Origin of the sequence: Bacillus sp. CD3-5 (assembly GCF_006349665.1) — a bacterium.
GTDB classification, from domain to species: Bacteria; Bacillota; Bacilli; order Bacillales; family Bacillaceae_G; genus Bacillus_A; species Bacillus_A paranthracis.
Genome location: NZ_VEPX01000019.1, coordinates 1 through 17,205 on the forward strand (window position 1 = coordinate 1; position 17,205 = coordinate 17,205).

Genomic DNA, 17,205 nt, shown 5'->3' on the forward strand with positions numbered 1-17,205 from the left:
TTTATCCATATACAGGAAAAATAAAAGAAGTTGTCTCCAAAAGTTCGTTTTTAACGACCTTTTGGGACAACCTCTTTCTGCTTTATAACAAAATATGCTTATTTTTAATCCAAAAGGACATTTGTCACAGGATTCAGTAGATTTGTTTTTTGTTGTACAAGTGTATTTCCATTAGAGTAGTCACTATGTATATTAGTAAAATGAAATTTTCACTTTACTACCTCAAACTTATTGTACTCGTAAAAAGATAACTGAAAACGATATTCCGGATGCTCTCTCACCCAATCGTAGGCTTCTTCTAAAATATCCATTTTGTTTTGCAAGTCATGCAATTCACTACATTCGTTCCTTTTCTGTTTGCATAGCGGACAGAATCCATTCACTATTTCAATACTCGTCGCCCTAATCGTTTTACTTTCTAAATCAACTACTAAACGAAGAAGAAAAGAATGCTCTTCTTTTGTAGTCACTGTCATTTCAGCAATCCCATCCTCATTCCAAAAGACTCCGTTTAATTCCATCTGTACTTTGACGTCTTTAATATCCAAGTCTATCAATATCACACACCCCTTGTATTAAACTCATATTTTACTCTTCGATTTTAAATCTTTAATACACCATGACTTAAAGATATATTAAACGTTTTCCAATTCTTCTAAATTAAGTTACCTTTCCTTTCATTTATACATATACTACTATAGATTAAACTTACTTTAAGAGAATGGAGGATTTATATGGGATGTTACAATTCATCGGAAAGAAAGATATACGAACTTGAACAAAAAATAAAAAAGTTAAACTTTCAGATGAATAACTTAAATGAAAGAGTTCATCAATTAGAAAATACAGTTGAGCGACACACCCTCCGGCTAAACCGTTTAAATCAACGTTTACGTACTGTAGAAAACAAATTAAATATTACGTTTTCAGAAAATGAATATTAACTCGTTAATTCGAACAATGTAAACAATGCTATTCCTATTATATTTCAAACTGGAAATTCACGTTATCTCTCCCTAAATAATGAATCCTCTGCGTAACCTTCTCTCTTTTTTGTTCTATTTCTCACACTACTCTCAATTATCTTTCTCAGAAAACAAATAATATGTACATTCGTACTAACAACAATAAAATATTCCATTCCTAATACGGGGCAAGCCGGAAATTTTCCAACTAAACCTCAGCGACTTAATCCTGAAGTTTAGTTGTACATATGAATAAAATAGATGATAGCACTAACTTTCTTCTACTACTTTCTCCATCTCAGCCAAATATCTAATCTGCCTTTCCGCTTTTCTAACCGCCGTACGAAAATGTTTTTTCAGAAGTTCTATTGTAGGTTCACTTATATAATATCTTTCCGTTATACTTTCCCACGTGTCACTACTTTCAAATGTACTCCAGACGAAAGGACGCTCAGTATTTTTTCTCATTTCTTTAAATACCCATTTTCGCATCTTTTTTTTCGCTTTTTCTGTTAGTTTTCCGTTCTCTACAAGTTCAAGTTCGCCATGTCTTTTATACCTTTTAGTAATATCTCTCTCGCTATATGCTTTAAGAAGTATGTTCGCTGTATTCTCAGCATCCGCTAAAGCTCGGTGCTGCTTCCCTTCCCATATTAAACCGAGCTGTTCTACTGCAGATTGTAAACTTGGTGTATGCTCAAACAATTCTTCATACGCTTGAAAAACAAATTTTTGTAAATCAATTCTTCTTTCTTTTTGCATACAAGGGCATTCTACACTATGTAACGTACAATCATGAGATAGAAATCGATAATCTTCTTTTCCCCATGTAACAAATATAGAATCTTCTCCGATAAACTGAATAAATTTTTCTATAATTTGCGGGAATTTCTCGACACCAATTAAATCTTTCTTTGTAATTCCCGTTAATTTTGTCGTATGACGAGTAAGTCGTGCCCCCGGTTTTACTAACTCCGAAAATTCTCCAATTACCTTCATTGTACTTGCTTCTATTTTTACAGCTCCGATATCAACTATCTCTGACGGATCTTCTGATTTATATGGCCTAAAATTTCTCTCTATATCAAACACAATAAAATGTGTAGCGTTTTCCAATTTATTTACCTCTTTCTACATTCCTTTTCACACATATACTTTATTTTCAGTATTTATTTATTCATACACTTTATGCATGTAATACTTCGTCTAACAAACGAAAATTCAATCTCATTATGCTATGTACATAGGAGGTTATTCAATAAAAATGCAAAAAAAAAGAAGGGCAAGCCCTTCTTTTCTCCACAATTACTTCTTGTTAACGTTTGTAGCTTGAGGTCCACGGTTACCTTGTTCTACTTCGAAAGTAACTTCTTGACCTTCTTCTAAAGTTTTGAAACCTTCGCCTTGGATAGCTGAGAAATGAACGAATACGTCTTCTCCGCCTTCAACTTCGATGAATCCGAAACCTTTTTCTGAGTTAAACCATTTTACTTTACCGTTTTGCATGTAAAAAATCCTCCTACAATGTACCTATATGTACATATTCATTTTCAACCACTTTACAAAAATAAGTCAGACATTAAAAAAACTGCAACTCTGAGGAGATTTAACATTGCTATCCTCCTCGGAAGTTACAGCTCATTTAAATCTCTATATTATTAAAAGTAAAATGGTTTAAATATAATATATCATATCAATATAATAAAAGCAAAGTTTTTTTGCTATACAACTTTTTTCTTCCACTGCATCGCTTTTGATTCACCTGATCCAGCTACAAAATAGGCTTCTTTTTGGTTCACAATGCGCCAGCCATGCCCTTTAACTGAATCACATACTGTTACAATTCCTTCTTCTAAAAGTACACGACAAACAGTACTAATCCCAGCCTTATTTTGCGTTGACGTTGTATATAACACATGTTGATCTACACTTAAGTCTAAATAGCTACTTGCTTTTTGCTCGCTTTGGCATGTGTGCCAATATATTTTTTCACTCTCAATACTTTCTTCTATTTTACAAAAAGAAATATTCCCACTAATCCCTTTGCACGATCCACTGGCTGCTACTAAATACGAGTTGTGTAAAGTCAACGCTGAGATCATCTGATTCATCACGATTTTAATCCTCTTTAATTTACGTGTCTCCAAATTAAAGAGCCAAACACCACCATATTTAGCATGTATTTTCGTACCGATAAATAAGTAATGTTTATATAAAAACAACGATCGAATAGATGGTGCCCCGCTACCATACTCAAGAAATGGATGAATGGTTTCCCATGTCGAACCAAAATCATTAGAATGATACAACGTTTTATCTCCATGAGCAATGACAGTTCCTTCTATATTACTACACACATTCCAACTCGTTGCCTTTGTTGGAAAACGTTGAACCGTCCAATTCTCTCCACCATTCATACTACGAATAAAAATTCCTTCGTCACCTACACCATACACTACATTATCTTCGCTATGTAAATCCCTAATTCGTTTTTGAAAACCATTTAAAATTTGTTTCCATTCTCCGTCTTGTTCAATAAATAAGCCATTATATGTAGTAGCTAACATAAGCTTTCCATCTCTTAACTTTGTAATAGCGGTCGCACTTAACATTGTCTCCACGTTGACACTCCCATTCTTAGAACTTCTCAGCAAATGCAATTGCAAAATTACTGCATTTTTCAACATCCTCTTCATCTTCTGGAGCTAATTCGATTTTCAATCCTTCTTGTACAAGCTCTGCACCGCGTTCTACAAGTTTCTCTTCAAATATCGTTACCGCTTCACAAAACAGTTCATACGCCGTATCTCCTGATCCAAATACCGCTACTTTTTTCCCTGATAAATCTATATTTTCTAAGTCATCATGGAAATCTTCCGCTTCAAATGGTAGTTCACCATCTCCCCACGTATAAGACCCTAAAATGATTCCATCATAAGCCAATAATTCTTCAGCATCCATGCCTTCCATTTCTTGCAAGACTACTTCATGATCAAAAGCATCTAAGCTAACTTTAATTAAATCAGCAATACTCTCTGTATTTCCTGACATACTTGCATAAGCTATTAAAATTTTCGCCAATTTGGCATCCCCCTCTAATAATAAATGATTCTCATTCTCATTATATTAATAGTGAGAATCAATTTCAATTATATTTTTTATTATTTCTGTTTACTTCATAAAAAAAAGCACAGATGACTATACAATCATCTGTGCTTTTTTATTACTTTTTAAAAATACCAAACGGCTTTCCAACTGGTAAAACAACTTTTCCGAAGTGTGTGTTTAACACTGCTGCTGCTGAACCATAGAAAGATAATAATGAAATAAGAAGTTCAGAATATGCTGCTAAATTATGCATTGCATGCGGCATAACACCTAAAGTACTTAATGAAAGACCGATAAATAAGAAATCAATAAGGACGAAAATCATAAATAATACTTTATGTGTTTCCATTGCACCAATTGTCATAAATATTGTGAAAATCAAATATCCGATAAAGGCTACACCAAGCTGTTTTGAATCTGCAGCTTGTGCTAATTTTTCGCCAAATACTCCAAGTTGAATTAACCAAGTCATTCCAACACCTAGCCAAAATAGACCGTATGCACCGAATGCTGTTGTACCGAATGTATTGTTATGCTTTGCATCGTGAATGCAAGCAAAGATTTGTGCAAATCCTCCTAAAAAGATTGCCCATGGTAATACTAGTGAAACGCCATCTGTTAAGCCTAACTTTTGAGATGATGCTACAAGTGTTACCATCGCTAATCCAAATAGACCAATTCCAGATGGATCTGCTGTTGTCATTTTCACATGATGTGTAGTTGTTTGATTGCTCATATAAACCTCCTGATTATAAACATACTCGAATACAATACTTAAATCAGAAGACTATGTCAATGGTTTTTTTTGTATGTTGTCAGACCTTATATTTTATAATGTTCTAATATACTTTCAACCACTTCATACGGTTTTATGTTCACTTTTTCCAACTCATATATCGGCAACCATAACGGAATATAAATCCCTCTATCTTTCATTTCGAATTCTTCAGCTTTACCACTTCCGAAAACTCCACCTACAATATCGGCATTAAAATAATACTCCGTACCCTTATACTCCACCTTTGCAATTAGATGCTCCACTTTTATATGTACCCCTAATTCTTCAAAAATTTCTCGCTTTGTTGCTTCTTCAGGTGTTTCTCCTTCTTCAATTCCTCCACCTGGAAAAACATAGTACGTTTCATCTTCTCGGATACGTTTTATAAGAGCAATTTTCCCTTCCTGCACAATGATAGCCGCGCCGCGATTTCTTGTCATTTTATTACCTCAATACCGATCGCAACTGTTCCCCACTTTTGTTCTTGTTCTTTCGTATATATTTTGTATGTACTTTCTAACATTTCCTCTAAACTATCATTTTCACAATCCAATAATTTTTTATCAATTTGTTCGTACATTGCTTGAAAGTTTTTATATCGTTTTATCTCCGTTACTTTTACAGCCATCGTTGCTGCTGTCGTAAGGTTCGTAAATACAATATGATCGCCTTGTTTTATGAGTTGACGCTTTTTATCGTATAAGCGCACTTCATACACTTTTTTTCCTGATTGAATTGACTGAAAAGGTTTATTATATAATCCCATTTCATATCTCATACATTCCACTCCCATTTATTTATTTTACCTATTAACACTGGTCACCTTACTACACCTTGCATATAATATTCCACGCTTATTTCTTGATTGAGAAAGAAGGTTGAAGAATCATGTTATATTTAAATCAAAAACCTGAATATAGTAAGTATGATATCGGTGATTATACTTATAGTAAAGTAGGTCCAACTATTTTTTCTTGGAATGATGAAACGAAATTAAAAATAGGTAAGTTTTGTTCATTAGGAGAAGAAGTTGTTTTCATACTTGGCGGAGAACATCGCGCGGACTGGATAACGACTTATCCATTTAACGCTCTTTTCAGCGAAGGAGCCCATATTACTGGTCACCCCTCTTCAAAAGGTGATATTGTAGTCGGCAATGATGTATGGATTGGTTATCAATCCTGCATTTTATCTGGTGTTACGATTGGTAACGGTGCCATTATTGGCGCAAAGAGTGTTGTTACAAAGGATGTACCGCCATATGCAATTGTAGCTGGTAATCCTGCAAAATTTGTTCGATATCGTTTCCCGCAAGAAACAATTGACAAACTAGAAAATATCTCATGGTGGGACTGGGACATTTCTGTTATAAAAGGAGCTATTCCATTTCTACTCTCCGACAAAATTGATGAATTTTTCAGCTCACCCGAAAAAGAATCTACTTGATTCATACAAAAAGAGCATCCTTCTCTTACAGGATGCTCTTTCTGCATTTATTTTCTCTTTATTTGCAAGTGATCACACGGAGAACATTGAAAAGAAATTTTCCCTAAACAATTAAGATTCGTTTCGCAAATTTGTTCTATCGTTGGAACAAATGGAATAACAACTATATTACTTTCTACTATTTGTGTAACAGGTGGTAACACTGTGCCTACTTGATGTTCGAAACGAATACTTGCTTGATTTATATAATTCCCCGAACCACTTGGGGCACTCTGAATTACTACTTGGAACGAAACTGTTCGTGCTTCACCTGGATTTAAATTCCCTATAAGAAATCCTAATACCGGGCTTACATTTGGTACTGGTGTATTATCAACCGTTACACTTCCAAGGACAAATTGAACACTACTATCTAACATATCTTGAAAACGAATATTTTGTATGACAGTATCACCCGTATTTGTAATAACTGTCGTAAAGGTAATAACATCTCCAATCGTGGCTGCCTGTAAATCTGCCGTTTTTACAACCGTCGTTGAGACATTTTGAGGAATAAACGGGATAACAACTGTATTGCTATCGCCTTCAACTACTACAGGCGCTTCATTTGGATTCACAGTTGCAAACCCATTCGCTATAGCAGTATTTGTAACTAAATTATTTATTTGTCCTCCTGTTATGACGACTTGGAAATTAATAATTGCCGCATCATTTGGCTGAAAATCGCCTAATGGAATACCGGTATTTGGATTAGCAAATGGAAAAGGTACATCATTTACCGTTACCGAGCCATTTATAAATAGCGTATTCGGATCAATGATATCCGTTAAAACAATATTCGTCACAGGAACTGTACTATCATTTATAACAGCAATTCCGTAAGTGACAACATCTCCTACCATCGCTACTTCAAAATTCGCTCCTTTTGCAACAAATAAGATTGCCGTATTTACCGTCACGATAACTGTATTGCTCGTATCCATCACTGTAACCGGCGGTTCTCCTGGTACTAAAATATATTCTGCTAACGCCCCAGCAACGTTCACTACTGTACCACCATCTGGAAAACTTGTAATCGTAGCTTCATATGTTACAAGTGCGGTTTCACCAACTGGAATATCTGGTATCGTAAATCCGACCTGCGGATTTAACCCCGGCTGTGGATCTCCATTTATCGTTACACTATTTAGAACAAATTCAGCTTCCGGAGATAGCACATCGATAAATTGAACATTCATCGCATCAGCAGTACCAGTATTTAATATACGAACCGTATACGTTACCGTTTCTCCTACACCAACGATTGAATTGTCTACTTCTTTCAACATATCTAAACTACCTCGATTTACTGGTGTGACTGTCGTATTACTTGAGTTCGTAATGGTAAACGGTGGTTCTCCTGGAATCAATTCGAAATTACCAGTTACTCTCGCTGTATTCATAATGTTACTAGAAGGCGGAATTGCGATTACATTTACTTCAAATGTAATTACTATACTGTCCCCTACTGCAAGATTTGGTAATGAAAAGCCTACAAATGGATCTAAACCTACTTGCGGAATTCCATTTATTTGTACACTTCCAGGAACGAATTCTAAACTAGGTGACGGAACATCAATAAACTGAACATTCGTCGCTATTACCGTTCCCGTATTTGTAACTTGCACACTATAAGTTAACGTATCCCCTAATCGTGTTGCTTGCTTATTTACGGTTTTTATAACATTAAATCTTCCTCTATTTACCTTTGTTATTGTCGTATTACTCGGTTCAGTTACTACAACCGGCGGCTCTCCTGGCACTAAAGTAAAGCTTCCTGTTATATTTGCAACGTTCGTAATGGTTCCTGATGACGGGATGTTTGTAACTGTCGCTTGGAACGTCACGATAACTGTTTCACCAACTGGTATATCTCCAACTCCAAAACCAGTAATCGGATTTAAGTTTGGTTGCGGGGTTCCATCTATCGTTACACTATTTGGTATAAATGACGCTCCTGCTGAAATCGTATCAATAAACTGAACATCATTAGCTGTTACCGTTCCTGTATTCGTTATTTGAACTGTATACGTTAATACATCTCCAACGAGAGTAGCAGCCCTATTTACTTGTTTAATAACATTAAATCTTCCTCTGTTTACAGTTGTAAGTGTTGTATTGCTCGGTTGGTTTACTACAACTGGTGGTTCTCCTGGGATTAGTATAAAGCTTCCCATAACATTCGCGGTATTAGCAATTGTTCCGTTTGATGGGACACTGACAACTGTTACTTGGAACGTAACTTCTACACTTTCACCTGGGCTTATATCTGGAAGCGGCAATCCATTATTAGGATCGAATCCAGGTTGTAGCACACCATCTATCGTTACACTATCTGGTATAAATGTGATTGAGGACGGTAATACATCACTATATTGAACATTCGTCGCTACCACTGTACCTGTATTTTGAACTACTGTTGTATATGTGATTGTATCACCTACTGCAACAACCGGCTGACTTACTGATTTTAAAACATTTAAACCAGGTTCATTAATTTCTGTTAATGTCGTATTACTTGTTGTTGTTTCTGTAATAGGCGGCTCCGTTTCACTTACAGCAAATGCAGCTGTAACGTCTACAAAGTTAACAATCGTTCCACCCTCAGGTATGCTCGTAACCACTTCCTGATATGTGACAAGTACAAAATCGTCTACAGAGATATCTGGAACTGGAAAACCAATGAAAGGATCTAATCCTGGTGCCGGCACCCCATTTATGCTCACACTTCCCGGTACAAATGCTACACCGGCGGAAGTTGTATCTATAAATTCAACGTTCGTCGCTGCCACTGTGCCATTATTAAAGATTAATACATCATACGTTAATATTTCTCCTACAGTCGCTACTTCTTTATCTACTAGTTTTAACGGGAAAATCGAAGCTATATTAATTGTCGTTACGACTAAATTCGTTAATATTGTTTGTGTAATTGGCGGTTCCTGCGGATTCGGTTGTGAAGTAAACGTAACGTCAGCATCATTTAATATAACTTCATTATCTGGAATTTCCGTAATCGTCACTTGGAACGTCACAGAAATACTCGCTCCAGCATTTAATAGTGGACTAACTGTAAAACCTATTTCTGGATTTAAACCAGGTTGCTGTATCCCGCCTATCGTTACACTATTTGCTACAAACGCCGTCCCTTCTGGAATGACATCTTGGAAGAGCACATCTGTAACAGGGATGATTCCTACATTTGTTATTAACACTGTATACGTTAATACATCTCCAACAGCACCAGCGGCAATATCAACTGTTTTTGTTGCTGTTACTTCACCAGGAGGAGGTAACGGTATCGTAACTACTGTCGTATTACTTGAATTTGTCGTTGTTACAGGAGGCTGTAAAGGATTTAATAAAAAAGTGGCTGTAGCAGATGCCGTATTTAGTACGGCTCCGCGCGTGGATGGCGCAACTACTGTTACTTGGAACGTTACAGTCAATGATGTTCCAGCTGCGATATTGGGAAGCGGAAAACCTATATTTGGATCAAACCCAGGTTGAGGCGTTCCATTTATCGTTACACTATTTGCTACAAATGTGGTTTCTTGAGCAATTGGATCAATAAAGGAAGCATTCGTTGCTGTTACTGTACCGTTATTTCGAATGACAACAGAATACGTGTAAGTTTCTCCAAGTGCAGCTTGTTGTACAGATGAAGATTTTTGTATATTTAATCGAGCTGTATTTACTTGCGTCACTACAAAGTTACTATTCGTAACAGTCGTTATTGGAGGGTTTGCTGGATTGATAAGAAAACTTGCAGTAACGTTCGATTGGTTTCTTATATTTCCACCGCTCGGTACACTCGTCACTGTAACTTGAAACGTAATCGTAGCCGTTTGCCCGACCGGAATATTCGGTACCGGGAAACCTGCCATAGGATCCGCACCTTGCTGAACGACTCCGTTTATCGTCACACTATTTGCTACAAACGCAGCACCAGACGGAATTGGATCTTGAAAAATAATATTCGTTGCAGGAACTGTTCCTGTATTTTGAATGCGAATCGTATATGTTAACGTATCTCCTACTCCTGCTTGCGTTGTATTTACACTCTTCATTACATTAAGTGATCCTACATTCACTCGCGTCACTACAATATTACTAATCGTTACAACTGTAATTGGTGGCTGGAGAGGACTTACTTGGAAATCAGCAGTGACATTCGCATTATTCGGAAGAACTCTATTTGATGGTACACTCGTGATTGTCACTTGAAAAGTAACTGTTACCATCCCTCCGACTGGAATATTAGCAAGTGGAAATCCAGTTGTCGGGTTTAAACCTGGTTGAGGCGTTCCATTTATTATTACACTATTTGCTACAAACGTTGTTCCAGATGGAATTGGATCAAGGAATGAAACGTTTGTCGCTGCTACTGTTCCACTATTTTGTATACGAACTGTATACGTTAACGTATCTCCTACACCGGCTTCAGTAGCACTTACGCTTTTCCTTACATTTAACCCTGAAGAATTCACGACTGTCATAACAGTATTACTTGGTTCTGTTACAGTAATCGGTGGCTCTGTTGGATTTACAAGGAAATCTCCAGTTACATTCGCATTATTTACAACATTGTTTCCTTGAGGAATTTCATCAATTAACACTTCAAATGAAACAATTACATTCGCGCCAGTAGGCAAATCATTTAACGGGAATCCAAGTTCTGGATCTGCGCCTTCTTGTAAAATACCATTAACCAATACACTGTTTTCAATAAATAATGTCCCTTGTGGAATTGAATCTTGAAAAAATACATTTGTTGCTGACACACTACCAGCGTTTATAATTTCGATGGTATATACTAAAACATCCCCTACCGTTGCAACATCCGTATTCACTGATTTCACAACTTCAAAGTTCCCTGTTTGTACTGTTGTATTCACAACATTACTCGGAACATTGATCGTTACAGGTGGTTCACTCGGATTCACTTGAAAACTTGCTGTTACATTTGCTTGATTTAAAATATCTTCATTTTCTGGATCCTGTACAATTAATACGTCAAATGTGACTACAACTGTTTGAGCCGCAGGAATATTCGGAAGAGAAAATCCTGTATTTGGATTCAATCCACTTTGTGGTACTCCATTAATTGTTACAGAATTTGCAACAAATGAAACAGCGGGAGAAATAGTGTCTTGGAAAAACACGTTTGTTAACGGCACGTTTCCTGTATTTTGAACGGCAATCGTATATGTTAAAGTATCCCCCACTGCCGCTTGTGTCGTATTCACTTCTTTTATTACATTTAAACCACCTGTATTCACTTGTGTCACAACTGTATTCGTTTGCCTATTAATCGTCACTGGTGGTTGATTCGGAATAACGACGAAATTAGCAGATACATTTCCGCGATTCGCAATCGTGCCTCCTGATGGCGTAGATGTCACTCGGACTTGAAAACGCACTGTCCTACTTCCGCCAGGAGAAATATTTGCTACCGTAAACCCAGTCGAAGGATTTGCTCCAGGTTGTGAAACCCCATCTACAGTCACACTATTTGTGATAAAAGTCGTTCCAACTGGAATCGGATCTTGAAAAATAACATTTGTCGCAAGTACATTTCCGATATTCTCAATTGTAATAGTGTACGTAAGAACGTCATTCACTGTCGCAAAAGCTCTATCCACTGTTTTTCTCGTTCTTATATCAGCTATATTAATAGTAGTAACTACAGTATTACTTGTCGCTTGCCCTGAAACTGGTTGTTGACCAGGTACTGGAGTAAAGTTAAATGTTGCACTCGCACGATTCGGAATTGGATTGACAAGCGGATTAGATGTTACTCGAACTTGAAAGCGCACTACAGTCGTTTGCGAGGCATTAATACTTCCTAGATTAATACTACTTGCTGGATTTGCTCCTGGACGTACTATCCCATTTACCGTAACACTATTTGGAACAAATATTGTTCCACCAGGGATACTATCGACAAAAATAACATTATTTGCAGTGACATTTCCATTATTCGTCACATTAACCGTGTATGTTAATACATCATTAAGTGTTGCCGTCTGTAAATCTACAGATTTTTGCATACTTATAGTTGCTTGATTCACTGTCGTTTGTACTGTATTTGAAGAAGACGTACTTGTAATAGGTGGACTACCGACGAAAGGACGGAATTGATATGACACCATTGCGCGATTTGGAATAGGATTTGGGTTCGGAAACGATGTTATTCGCACTTGAAATGTAACAATTCTTTGCGTGTTATTTTGGATTGTTCCTAAATTAATTCCATTAGCAGGGTTCGCATTCGGCTGTGTTACTCCTCCTACCGTTACACTACCTGCAACAAACGTCGTTCCGTTCGGAATACTATCACGTAATACAACGTTTTCTGCACTTCCTGTCCCTGTATTTGGGACCGTAATCGTATAAGTGAGAGTATCCCCTACCCCTGCGACTGTTCTATTAACCGATTTAACAGGATTAATAATTGGCCCCGTTGCATCAATTTGAACACCAAAGCCAGCCGCGGCATATCCATCTCCATTTGTAACGAATCGAACAGTTGCGGACGTTTGATTATTTACTAATGATGCAGAGGCATTTACATTTGTAATATCCCACCCTTGTCTTCGGACAGCCAAAGCTATCCCTAAAGGCTGATTCAAATCTCCAAACGTTCCAGTTGTATCTAACTCTCCAATGTCGTTACAAATTTGTGATTGAAAGAAATTATTTGCGGGGTTTCTCGGGCCAGATAATGCAACTGTAGCATTCGCATTCGGTCCAAAGCGAAGTTGATCTCCAACTATGTTAGAATCACCTTCTTGAGCAGTTACTAGCACTCGCCCTGTAACAGCTCCTGTCGCTGGGGTAGCAAATCCTGAAATAGTAGCATCAACTGGTGGTGATGAAGCATCGATAATTTCTTGCCCCGCATATACTGACAAATTCCGAAGTGGTAAACTTGCATTTTGATACACAACCTCAAGCGTCCAGCCAGCTGAACGACTAATTGTTGGATCAGCTGAAGTTCTTGTAGCTGGCACAGCACCTGTCGTATATGTGCCTGCCCCACCTGCACTAACAAGATTCGTTACATTAGCAGAGCGTGCATAATAAAACTGATTCCCTACTGAACCTTGCTGCGCGGTAGCAGGGTCTGGCGTAACAGAAAATGTTCCTGCTGGTGTTGTAAATGTAATATTATCATTTAAAAATGGTAAAACATCTTCCGTATCAGTCCGGAAAGTTCCTGCCCAAACTAACTCTGCATACAAAATACTACTCCCTGCCGGAAGATTTAAAATTGCACTTGAAGAATTCAATCGCCAGTCATCCGTTGTACCTGCTGGGAACCCTGGTACTTGCAGCGCTGTATTTACCGTTGTAAAAACAGCAAGTGTACCAAAAATATTACCTGGTGCAGGCGATGTGGGACTAAGTCCTAACGTGTTCCCAGTGAACGTGACGGCACCAGTTACTGTTGTCGTAAAACGATTCAAAAAAGGCACGTAATCATCTCATTTCATTTATAGTAAAAAGTGCTCTATACTATAAAATGTAGACAAACTATGCAATGTACGTTGTCCAACAAAATTCCGCACATACGAGAGGAGCTTACTACACTATGCGCTATGTTATCATAACAGGAACTTCACAAGGTTTAGGTGAGGCTATCGCCGCGCAATTGTTAGAAGAAAACACGAGTATTATCTCTATTTCTAGAAGAGAAAATAAAGAGCTTACGAAACTCGCAGAACAATATAATAACAATTGTGTTTTCCACTCCTTAGATCTTCAAGATGTACATAATTTAGAAACGAACTTTAACAAAATCATTTCATCTATTCAAGAAGACAGTGTATCTTCTATTCATTTAATTAATAATGCGGGTACGGTTGCTCCTATGAAGCCAATTGAAAAAGCAGAAAGTGAACAATTCATTACGAACGTTCACATTAATTTACTTGCACCTATGATTCTCACCTCCACTTTCATGAAACATACGAAAGAATGGAAAGTAGATAAACGTGTTATAAACATTTCATCTGGTGCAGGAAAAAATCCTTACTTCGGATGGGGCGCTTATTGTACGACGAAAGCTGGCGTAAATATGTTTACACAGTGCGTAGCAACGGAAGAAGCAGCAAAAGAATTCCCAGTAAAAATCGTCGCTTTTGCGCCTGGTGTTGTTGACACTAATATGCAAGCACAAATTCGTGAAACAAATAAAGAAGACTTCACAAATTTAGACCGCTTCATCGCATTAAAAGAAGAAGGAAAGCTATTATCACCTGAATATGTCGCGAAAGCTATTCGTAATTTACTAGAAACTGAAGACTTCCCTCAAGGCGAAGTTATTAGAATTGATGAATAACAAAAAGGCGTGCTATTTTAGCACGCCTTTTTGTTCTACTTCTCTAAAAATATAAGCACAGACTCCGCAATTTGTTCATAACCAATTTCTTGATAAATTTTATTCGATGTTGGATTTGCCAGGTCCGTATATAATGTCGTTGTTTTGTAACCTTCATCTAACATACGTTGACTAAGTGTCGCTACACAATTAGATGCGTATCCCTTTTTCCTTTCTTCTTTCGGCGTATATACGAAATTAACTGTTATATTATTTTTAGTTGGACGTGTTTTTGCTGCTACAGAAACAAGTTTCCCATCTACTTCTAGACCAAATAAACGATGATTAGTAATTAATGTATGTGCCGTTTGTTTTGCTTCCTCTTTCGTAGTAGGAAGATTCACATCTTCGCAAAATTGGTATATCCACTGTTCTATTAATGTTAGCTCATCACTATTTACTTCTCGAAAGACTTCATCTCCATTCCACTTTTTCTTCACTTGTTTTAATTCATATATACCTTGCTCCATCGCAACAGTAGTTTTCTTATTTTCTAACATTGCAATCTCTTCGGCTAATCTCTGTACAATTTTCTTATTACCGATTAATCCAGGAACATTTGGATATACTTCCGCTAATTTTTTTGCAAGTTCCACGATGTCCTCTTCCGCCATTTCAGACGTAGCAACAATAATTTGTTTCTTCTCTTCTGTTTGAAGAAATACAACCGCAATTTCTTCTCCTTGTTTCGCTATCCCCATAAATATCGGTTGGTGGACCATTTGTAATACGCCTAATATGAGATTATTTTCCTGCTCATTCTTTTCTAGAAATGGTGTAACCTCTTCTTTAAAATTAACAATCTCTTCATATACATGTAATTGAATCATCGACAATCTCTTCTCTCTATTTATAGTTTTATTAAGTATTGGCGATTAATTCACTAAATCCCTCTTTTACGATTCAATAATATTCGAAGCTAACGTATTCAAATTATTTTCAGCTTGTAAAATTCTCTGTTTTTCCTTTTCAAATCCCTCTTCTTCTTGTCGAAATGACTCTTTTCGATTGTTAATCATGCGCTCCATTTCTTTTTTACTCGGCCCACCGTATACATTTCTTTTTTGTATAAAAGCTTCTGGCGATATAATTTCTTTCCACTCTTTTTCTAATAAAGTTATATTAAATTTTTCTTGTAAGTACATATTCACATCTTTCAAATGTAATTCATGCAGCTCCTTTTTCTGCTCCAATAACATATTTGCAATAGCACTCGCTGCATGATGCGCATGCCGAAATGGAATGTCATAGTTTTTTGTTAAAGCATCTGCGAAATCAGTTATCGTAATTGCATGTTTATAGGAACGATTTTTCAACGTTTCTTCCTCAACCTTCATCGTTCGAATAACTGCATTCATAATAGAAAAAACACGAATAGTCTTTTCAATCCCTTTATATAAGTATGGCTGCAAGTCATCCTCTGTATCAACAATATCACCAAATGGTGTATTATGAATCATTTGAAATACTGTAAATGCTTCTCCTAAAGCACTACTCGTAATTGCACGGGCGTGTTCAATGGAAACTGGATTTCGCTTTTGCGGCATAATACTACTAATTTGCACATATGGCTTCGCCACAGTAATACCATCATATTCTTTCGTCGCTAATAGTAAGAAGTCATGGATCCATCTGCTCGTATTCGTCATCATTACCATAAGTAAAGAGCTAACTTCTAATAAATAATCCGCTCCAGCAACAGCATCATATGAGTTCTCAATTACATTTGTAAACCCAAGTAACTCGGCAACTCGCTCTCGTTTAATTGGGAAACTTGTTGTAGCTAGCGCAGCGGCTCCCATTGGGGACTGATTTAAAAGTTTGTACGTTTTTTTCATGCGTTCTAAATCTCTCTGCATCGTATCATAAATCGCTAACGTATAATGACCAAATGTCGTTGGCTGCGCTGGTTGTGTATGGGTATAAGCTGGCATAATCGTTTCCTTATGATCAGCAGCAAGTTGCAATATACTCTCTTGCAATAACAAATGATGTTCCATTAATCGTAATACATACCGTCTTAAACTCATGCGATACATCGTGACACCCATATCATTTCTACTTCTACCAATATGCATATTACTTACAAAATTGCTTTTTGCTTCTTGAGAAATTAAATGTTCCACTAAAAAAAAGAGATCTTCATGCTGCTCTGTATAGAGCAATTGCTCTTCTGGCATTCCCTCTACCTTTTTTAACGCGTGTAATATAACTTTAGCTTCTTCCTTTTTCATTAAATTTTCTTCCATCAGCATCGTAATATGCGCTTTATGCACTTGAAACATATCTTTCAATAAGTAATTTCGTTGAAAATGAAATACATGTTGTAATACACAATCCACATATGTTTTCCCAGGGAAATCAGCGCCTTCACTCTTTATAAACTCTTCTTTACTTTGTTTCATCACCTTTTCCCCTCTCACCTAAGTATTACTACCCATCATACCCAGAGATAGCAAAAAAGTGCTTGTACACAAAAATAA

13 protein-coding genes and 1 pseudogene are annotated in these 17,205 nt (G+C 36.8%); 3 read left to right on the top strand and 11 right to left on the bottom strand.

Annotated elements, in window-relative coordinates:
- Window positions 1-209: 209 nt before the first annotated feature.
- Window positions 210-557 (bottom strand): hypothetical protein, encoded by a 348-nt coding sequence (locus FH036_RS24385; RefSeq protein WP_139896335.1) that lies wholly within the window; start codon window positions 555-557, stop codon window positions 210-212.
- A 258-nt stretch (window positions 558-815) separates the two neighbouring features.
- Here FH036_RS24385 and FH036_RS27695 point away from each other — a divergent pair.
- Window positions 816-944 (top strand): annotated as a pseudogene (locus FH036_RS27695) (hypothetical protein); the annotation flags it as partial.
- Window positions 945-1,235: 291 nt separating this feature from the next.
- Here the strand turns inward: FH036_RS27695 and FH036_RS24395 are convergent.
- The 7 genes from FH036_RS24395 to FH036_RS24425 all read right to left on the bottom strand — a co-directional run bounded on the left by FH036_RS24395 (window position 1,236) and on the right by FH036_RS24425 (window position 5,629).
- Complete coding sequence (locus FH036_RS24395) at window positions 1,236-2,081, bottom strand: exonuclease (RefSeq protein WP_139896337.1); 846 nt, start codon at window positions 2,079-2,081, stop codon at window positions 1,236-1,238.
- Window positions 2,082-2,270: 189 nt separating this feature from the next.
- Window positions 2,271-2,471, bottom strand: coding sequence for a cold shock-like protein CspB (cspB, locus tag FH036_RS24400; RefSeq protein WP_001179150.1), 201 nt, complete (start codon window positions 2,469-2,471; stop codon window positions 2,271-2,273).
- 215 nt (window positions 2,472-2,686) lie between these two features.
- A complete protein-coding gene (locus tag FH036_RS24405; protein WP_139896338.1) occupies window positions 2,687-3,586 on the bottom strand; it encodes a WD40/YVTN/BNR-like repeat-containing protein in 900 nt (299 codons plus the stop codon).
- Between the two features lie 16 nt (window positions 3,587-3,602).
- Entirely contained in the window at window positions 3,603-4,046 is a 444-nt protein-coding gene (locus FH036_RS24410; RefSeq protein WP_001062755.1) for a flavodoxin, read from the bottom strand.
- Between the two features lie 142 nt (window positions 4,047-4,188).
- The gene (locus tag FH036_RS24415; protein WP_000070938.1) at window positions 4,189-4,809 is read right to left on the bottom strand and encodes an acetate uptake transporter; all 621 of its coding nucleotides are present in this window, start codon (window positions 4,807-4,809) and stop codon (window positions 4,189-4,191) included.
- An 86-nt stretch (window positions 4,810-4,895) separates the two neighbouring features.
- Window positions 4,896-5,291, bottom strand: coding sequence for an NUDIX hydrolase (locus tag FH036_RS24420; protein WP_000197781.1), 396 nt, complete (start codon window positions 5,289-5,291; stop codon window positions 4,896-4,898).
- Window positions 5,288-5,629: an ASCH domain-containing protein gene (locus FH036_RS24425; RefSeq protein WP_001268356.1), complete on the bottom strand. Its 342-nt coding sequence runs from the start codon at window positions 5,627-5,629 to the stop codon at window positions 5,288-5,290. Before FH036_RS24425 ends, FH036_RS24420 begins: the two co-directional genes overlap by 4 nt.
- A 110-nt stretch (window positions 5,630-5,739) precedes the next feature.
- On the opposite strand from FH036_RS24425, the gene FH036_RS24430 reads away from it, so the two are divergent.
- Entirely contained in the window at window positions 5,740-6,297 is a 558-nt protein-coding gene (locus FH036_RS24430) for a CatB-related O-acetyltransferase (RefSeq protein ID WP_000966320.1), read from the top strand.
- Between the two features lie 47 nt (window positions 6,298-6,344).
- On the opposite strand, the gene FH036_RS24435 is transcribed toward FH036_RS24430, so the two are convergent.
- A complete protein-coding gene (locus FH036_RS24435) occupies window positions 6,345-13,817 on the bottom strand; it encodes a DUF7507 domain-containing protein (RefSeq protein WP_139896339.1) in 7,473 nt (2,490 codons plus the stop codon).
- Window positions 13,818-13,933: 116 nt separating this feature from the next.
- Here FH036_RS24435 and FH036_RS24440 point away from each other — a divergent pair, with 116 nt between their 5' ends.
- Window positions 13,934-14,683, top strand: coding sequence for a (S)-benzoin forming benzil reductase (locus FH036_RS24440; protein WP_139896340.1), 750 nt, complete (start codon window positions 13,934-13,936; stop codon window positions 14,681-14,683).
- Between the two features lie 35 nt (window positions 14,684-14,718).
- On the opposite strand, the gene FH036_RS24445 is transcribed toward FH036_RS24440, so the two are convergent.
- Together FH036_RS24445 and argH are read right to left on the bottom strand one after the other, a co-directional pair.
- The gene (locus tag FH036_RS24445; protein ID WP_139896341.1) at window positions 14,719-15,552 is read right to left on the bottom strand and encodes a GNAT family N-acetyltransferase; all 834 of its coding nucleotides are present in this window, start codon (window positions 15,550-15,552) and stop codon (window positions 14,719-14,721) included.
- Window positions 15,553-15,618: 66 nt separating this feature from the next.
- Window positions 15,619-17,127 carry an argininosuccinate lyase gene (gene argH / locus FH036_RS24450; protein ID WP_138321384.1) on the bottom strand — a complete coding sequence of 503 codons (1,509 nt, stop codon included), beginning with the start codon at window positions 17,125-17,127 and terminating at the stop codon, window positions 15,619-15,621.
- Between the last annotated feature and the right edge of the window lie 78 nt (window positions 17,128-17,205).

Bases quoted from the DNA above. Each gene is read 5' to 3' on its own strand.
- cspB (WP_001179150.1), bottom strand. From the start codon at position 2,471: ATGCAAAACGGTAAAGTAAAATGGTTTAACTCAGAAAAAGGTTTCGGA.
- FH036_RS24415 (WP_000070938.1), bottom strand. From the start codon at position 4,809: ATGAGCAATCAAACAACTACACATCATGTGAAAATGACAACAGCAGAT.
- FH036_RS24420 (WP_000197781.1), bottom strand. From the start codon at position 5,291: ATGACAAGAAATCGCGGCGCGGCTATCATTGTGCAGGAAGGGAAAATT.
- FH036_RS24425 (WP_001268356.1), bottom strand. From the start codon at position 5,629: ATGAGATATGAAATGGGATTATATAATAAACCTTTTCAGTCAATTCAA.
- FH036_RS24430 (WP_000966320.1), top strand. From the start codon at position 5,740: ATGTTATATTTAAATCAAAAACCTGAATATAGTAAGTATGATATCGGT.
- FH036_RS24440 (WP_139896340.1), top strand. From the start codon at position 13,934: ATGCGCTATGTTATCATAACAGGAACTTCACAAGGTTTAGGTGAGGCT.
- FH036_RS24445 (WP_139896341.1), bottom strand. From the start codon at position 15,552: ATGATTCAATTACATGTATATGAAGAGATTGTTAATTTTAAAGAAGAG.
- argH (WP_138321384.1), bottom strand. From the start codon at position 17,127: ATGAAACAAAGTAAAGAAGAGTTTATAAAGAGTGAAGGCGCTGATTTC.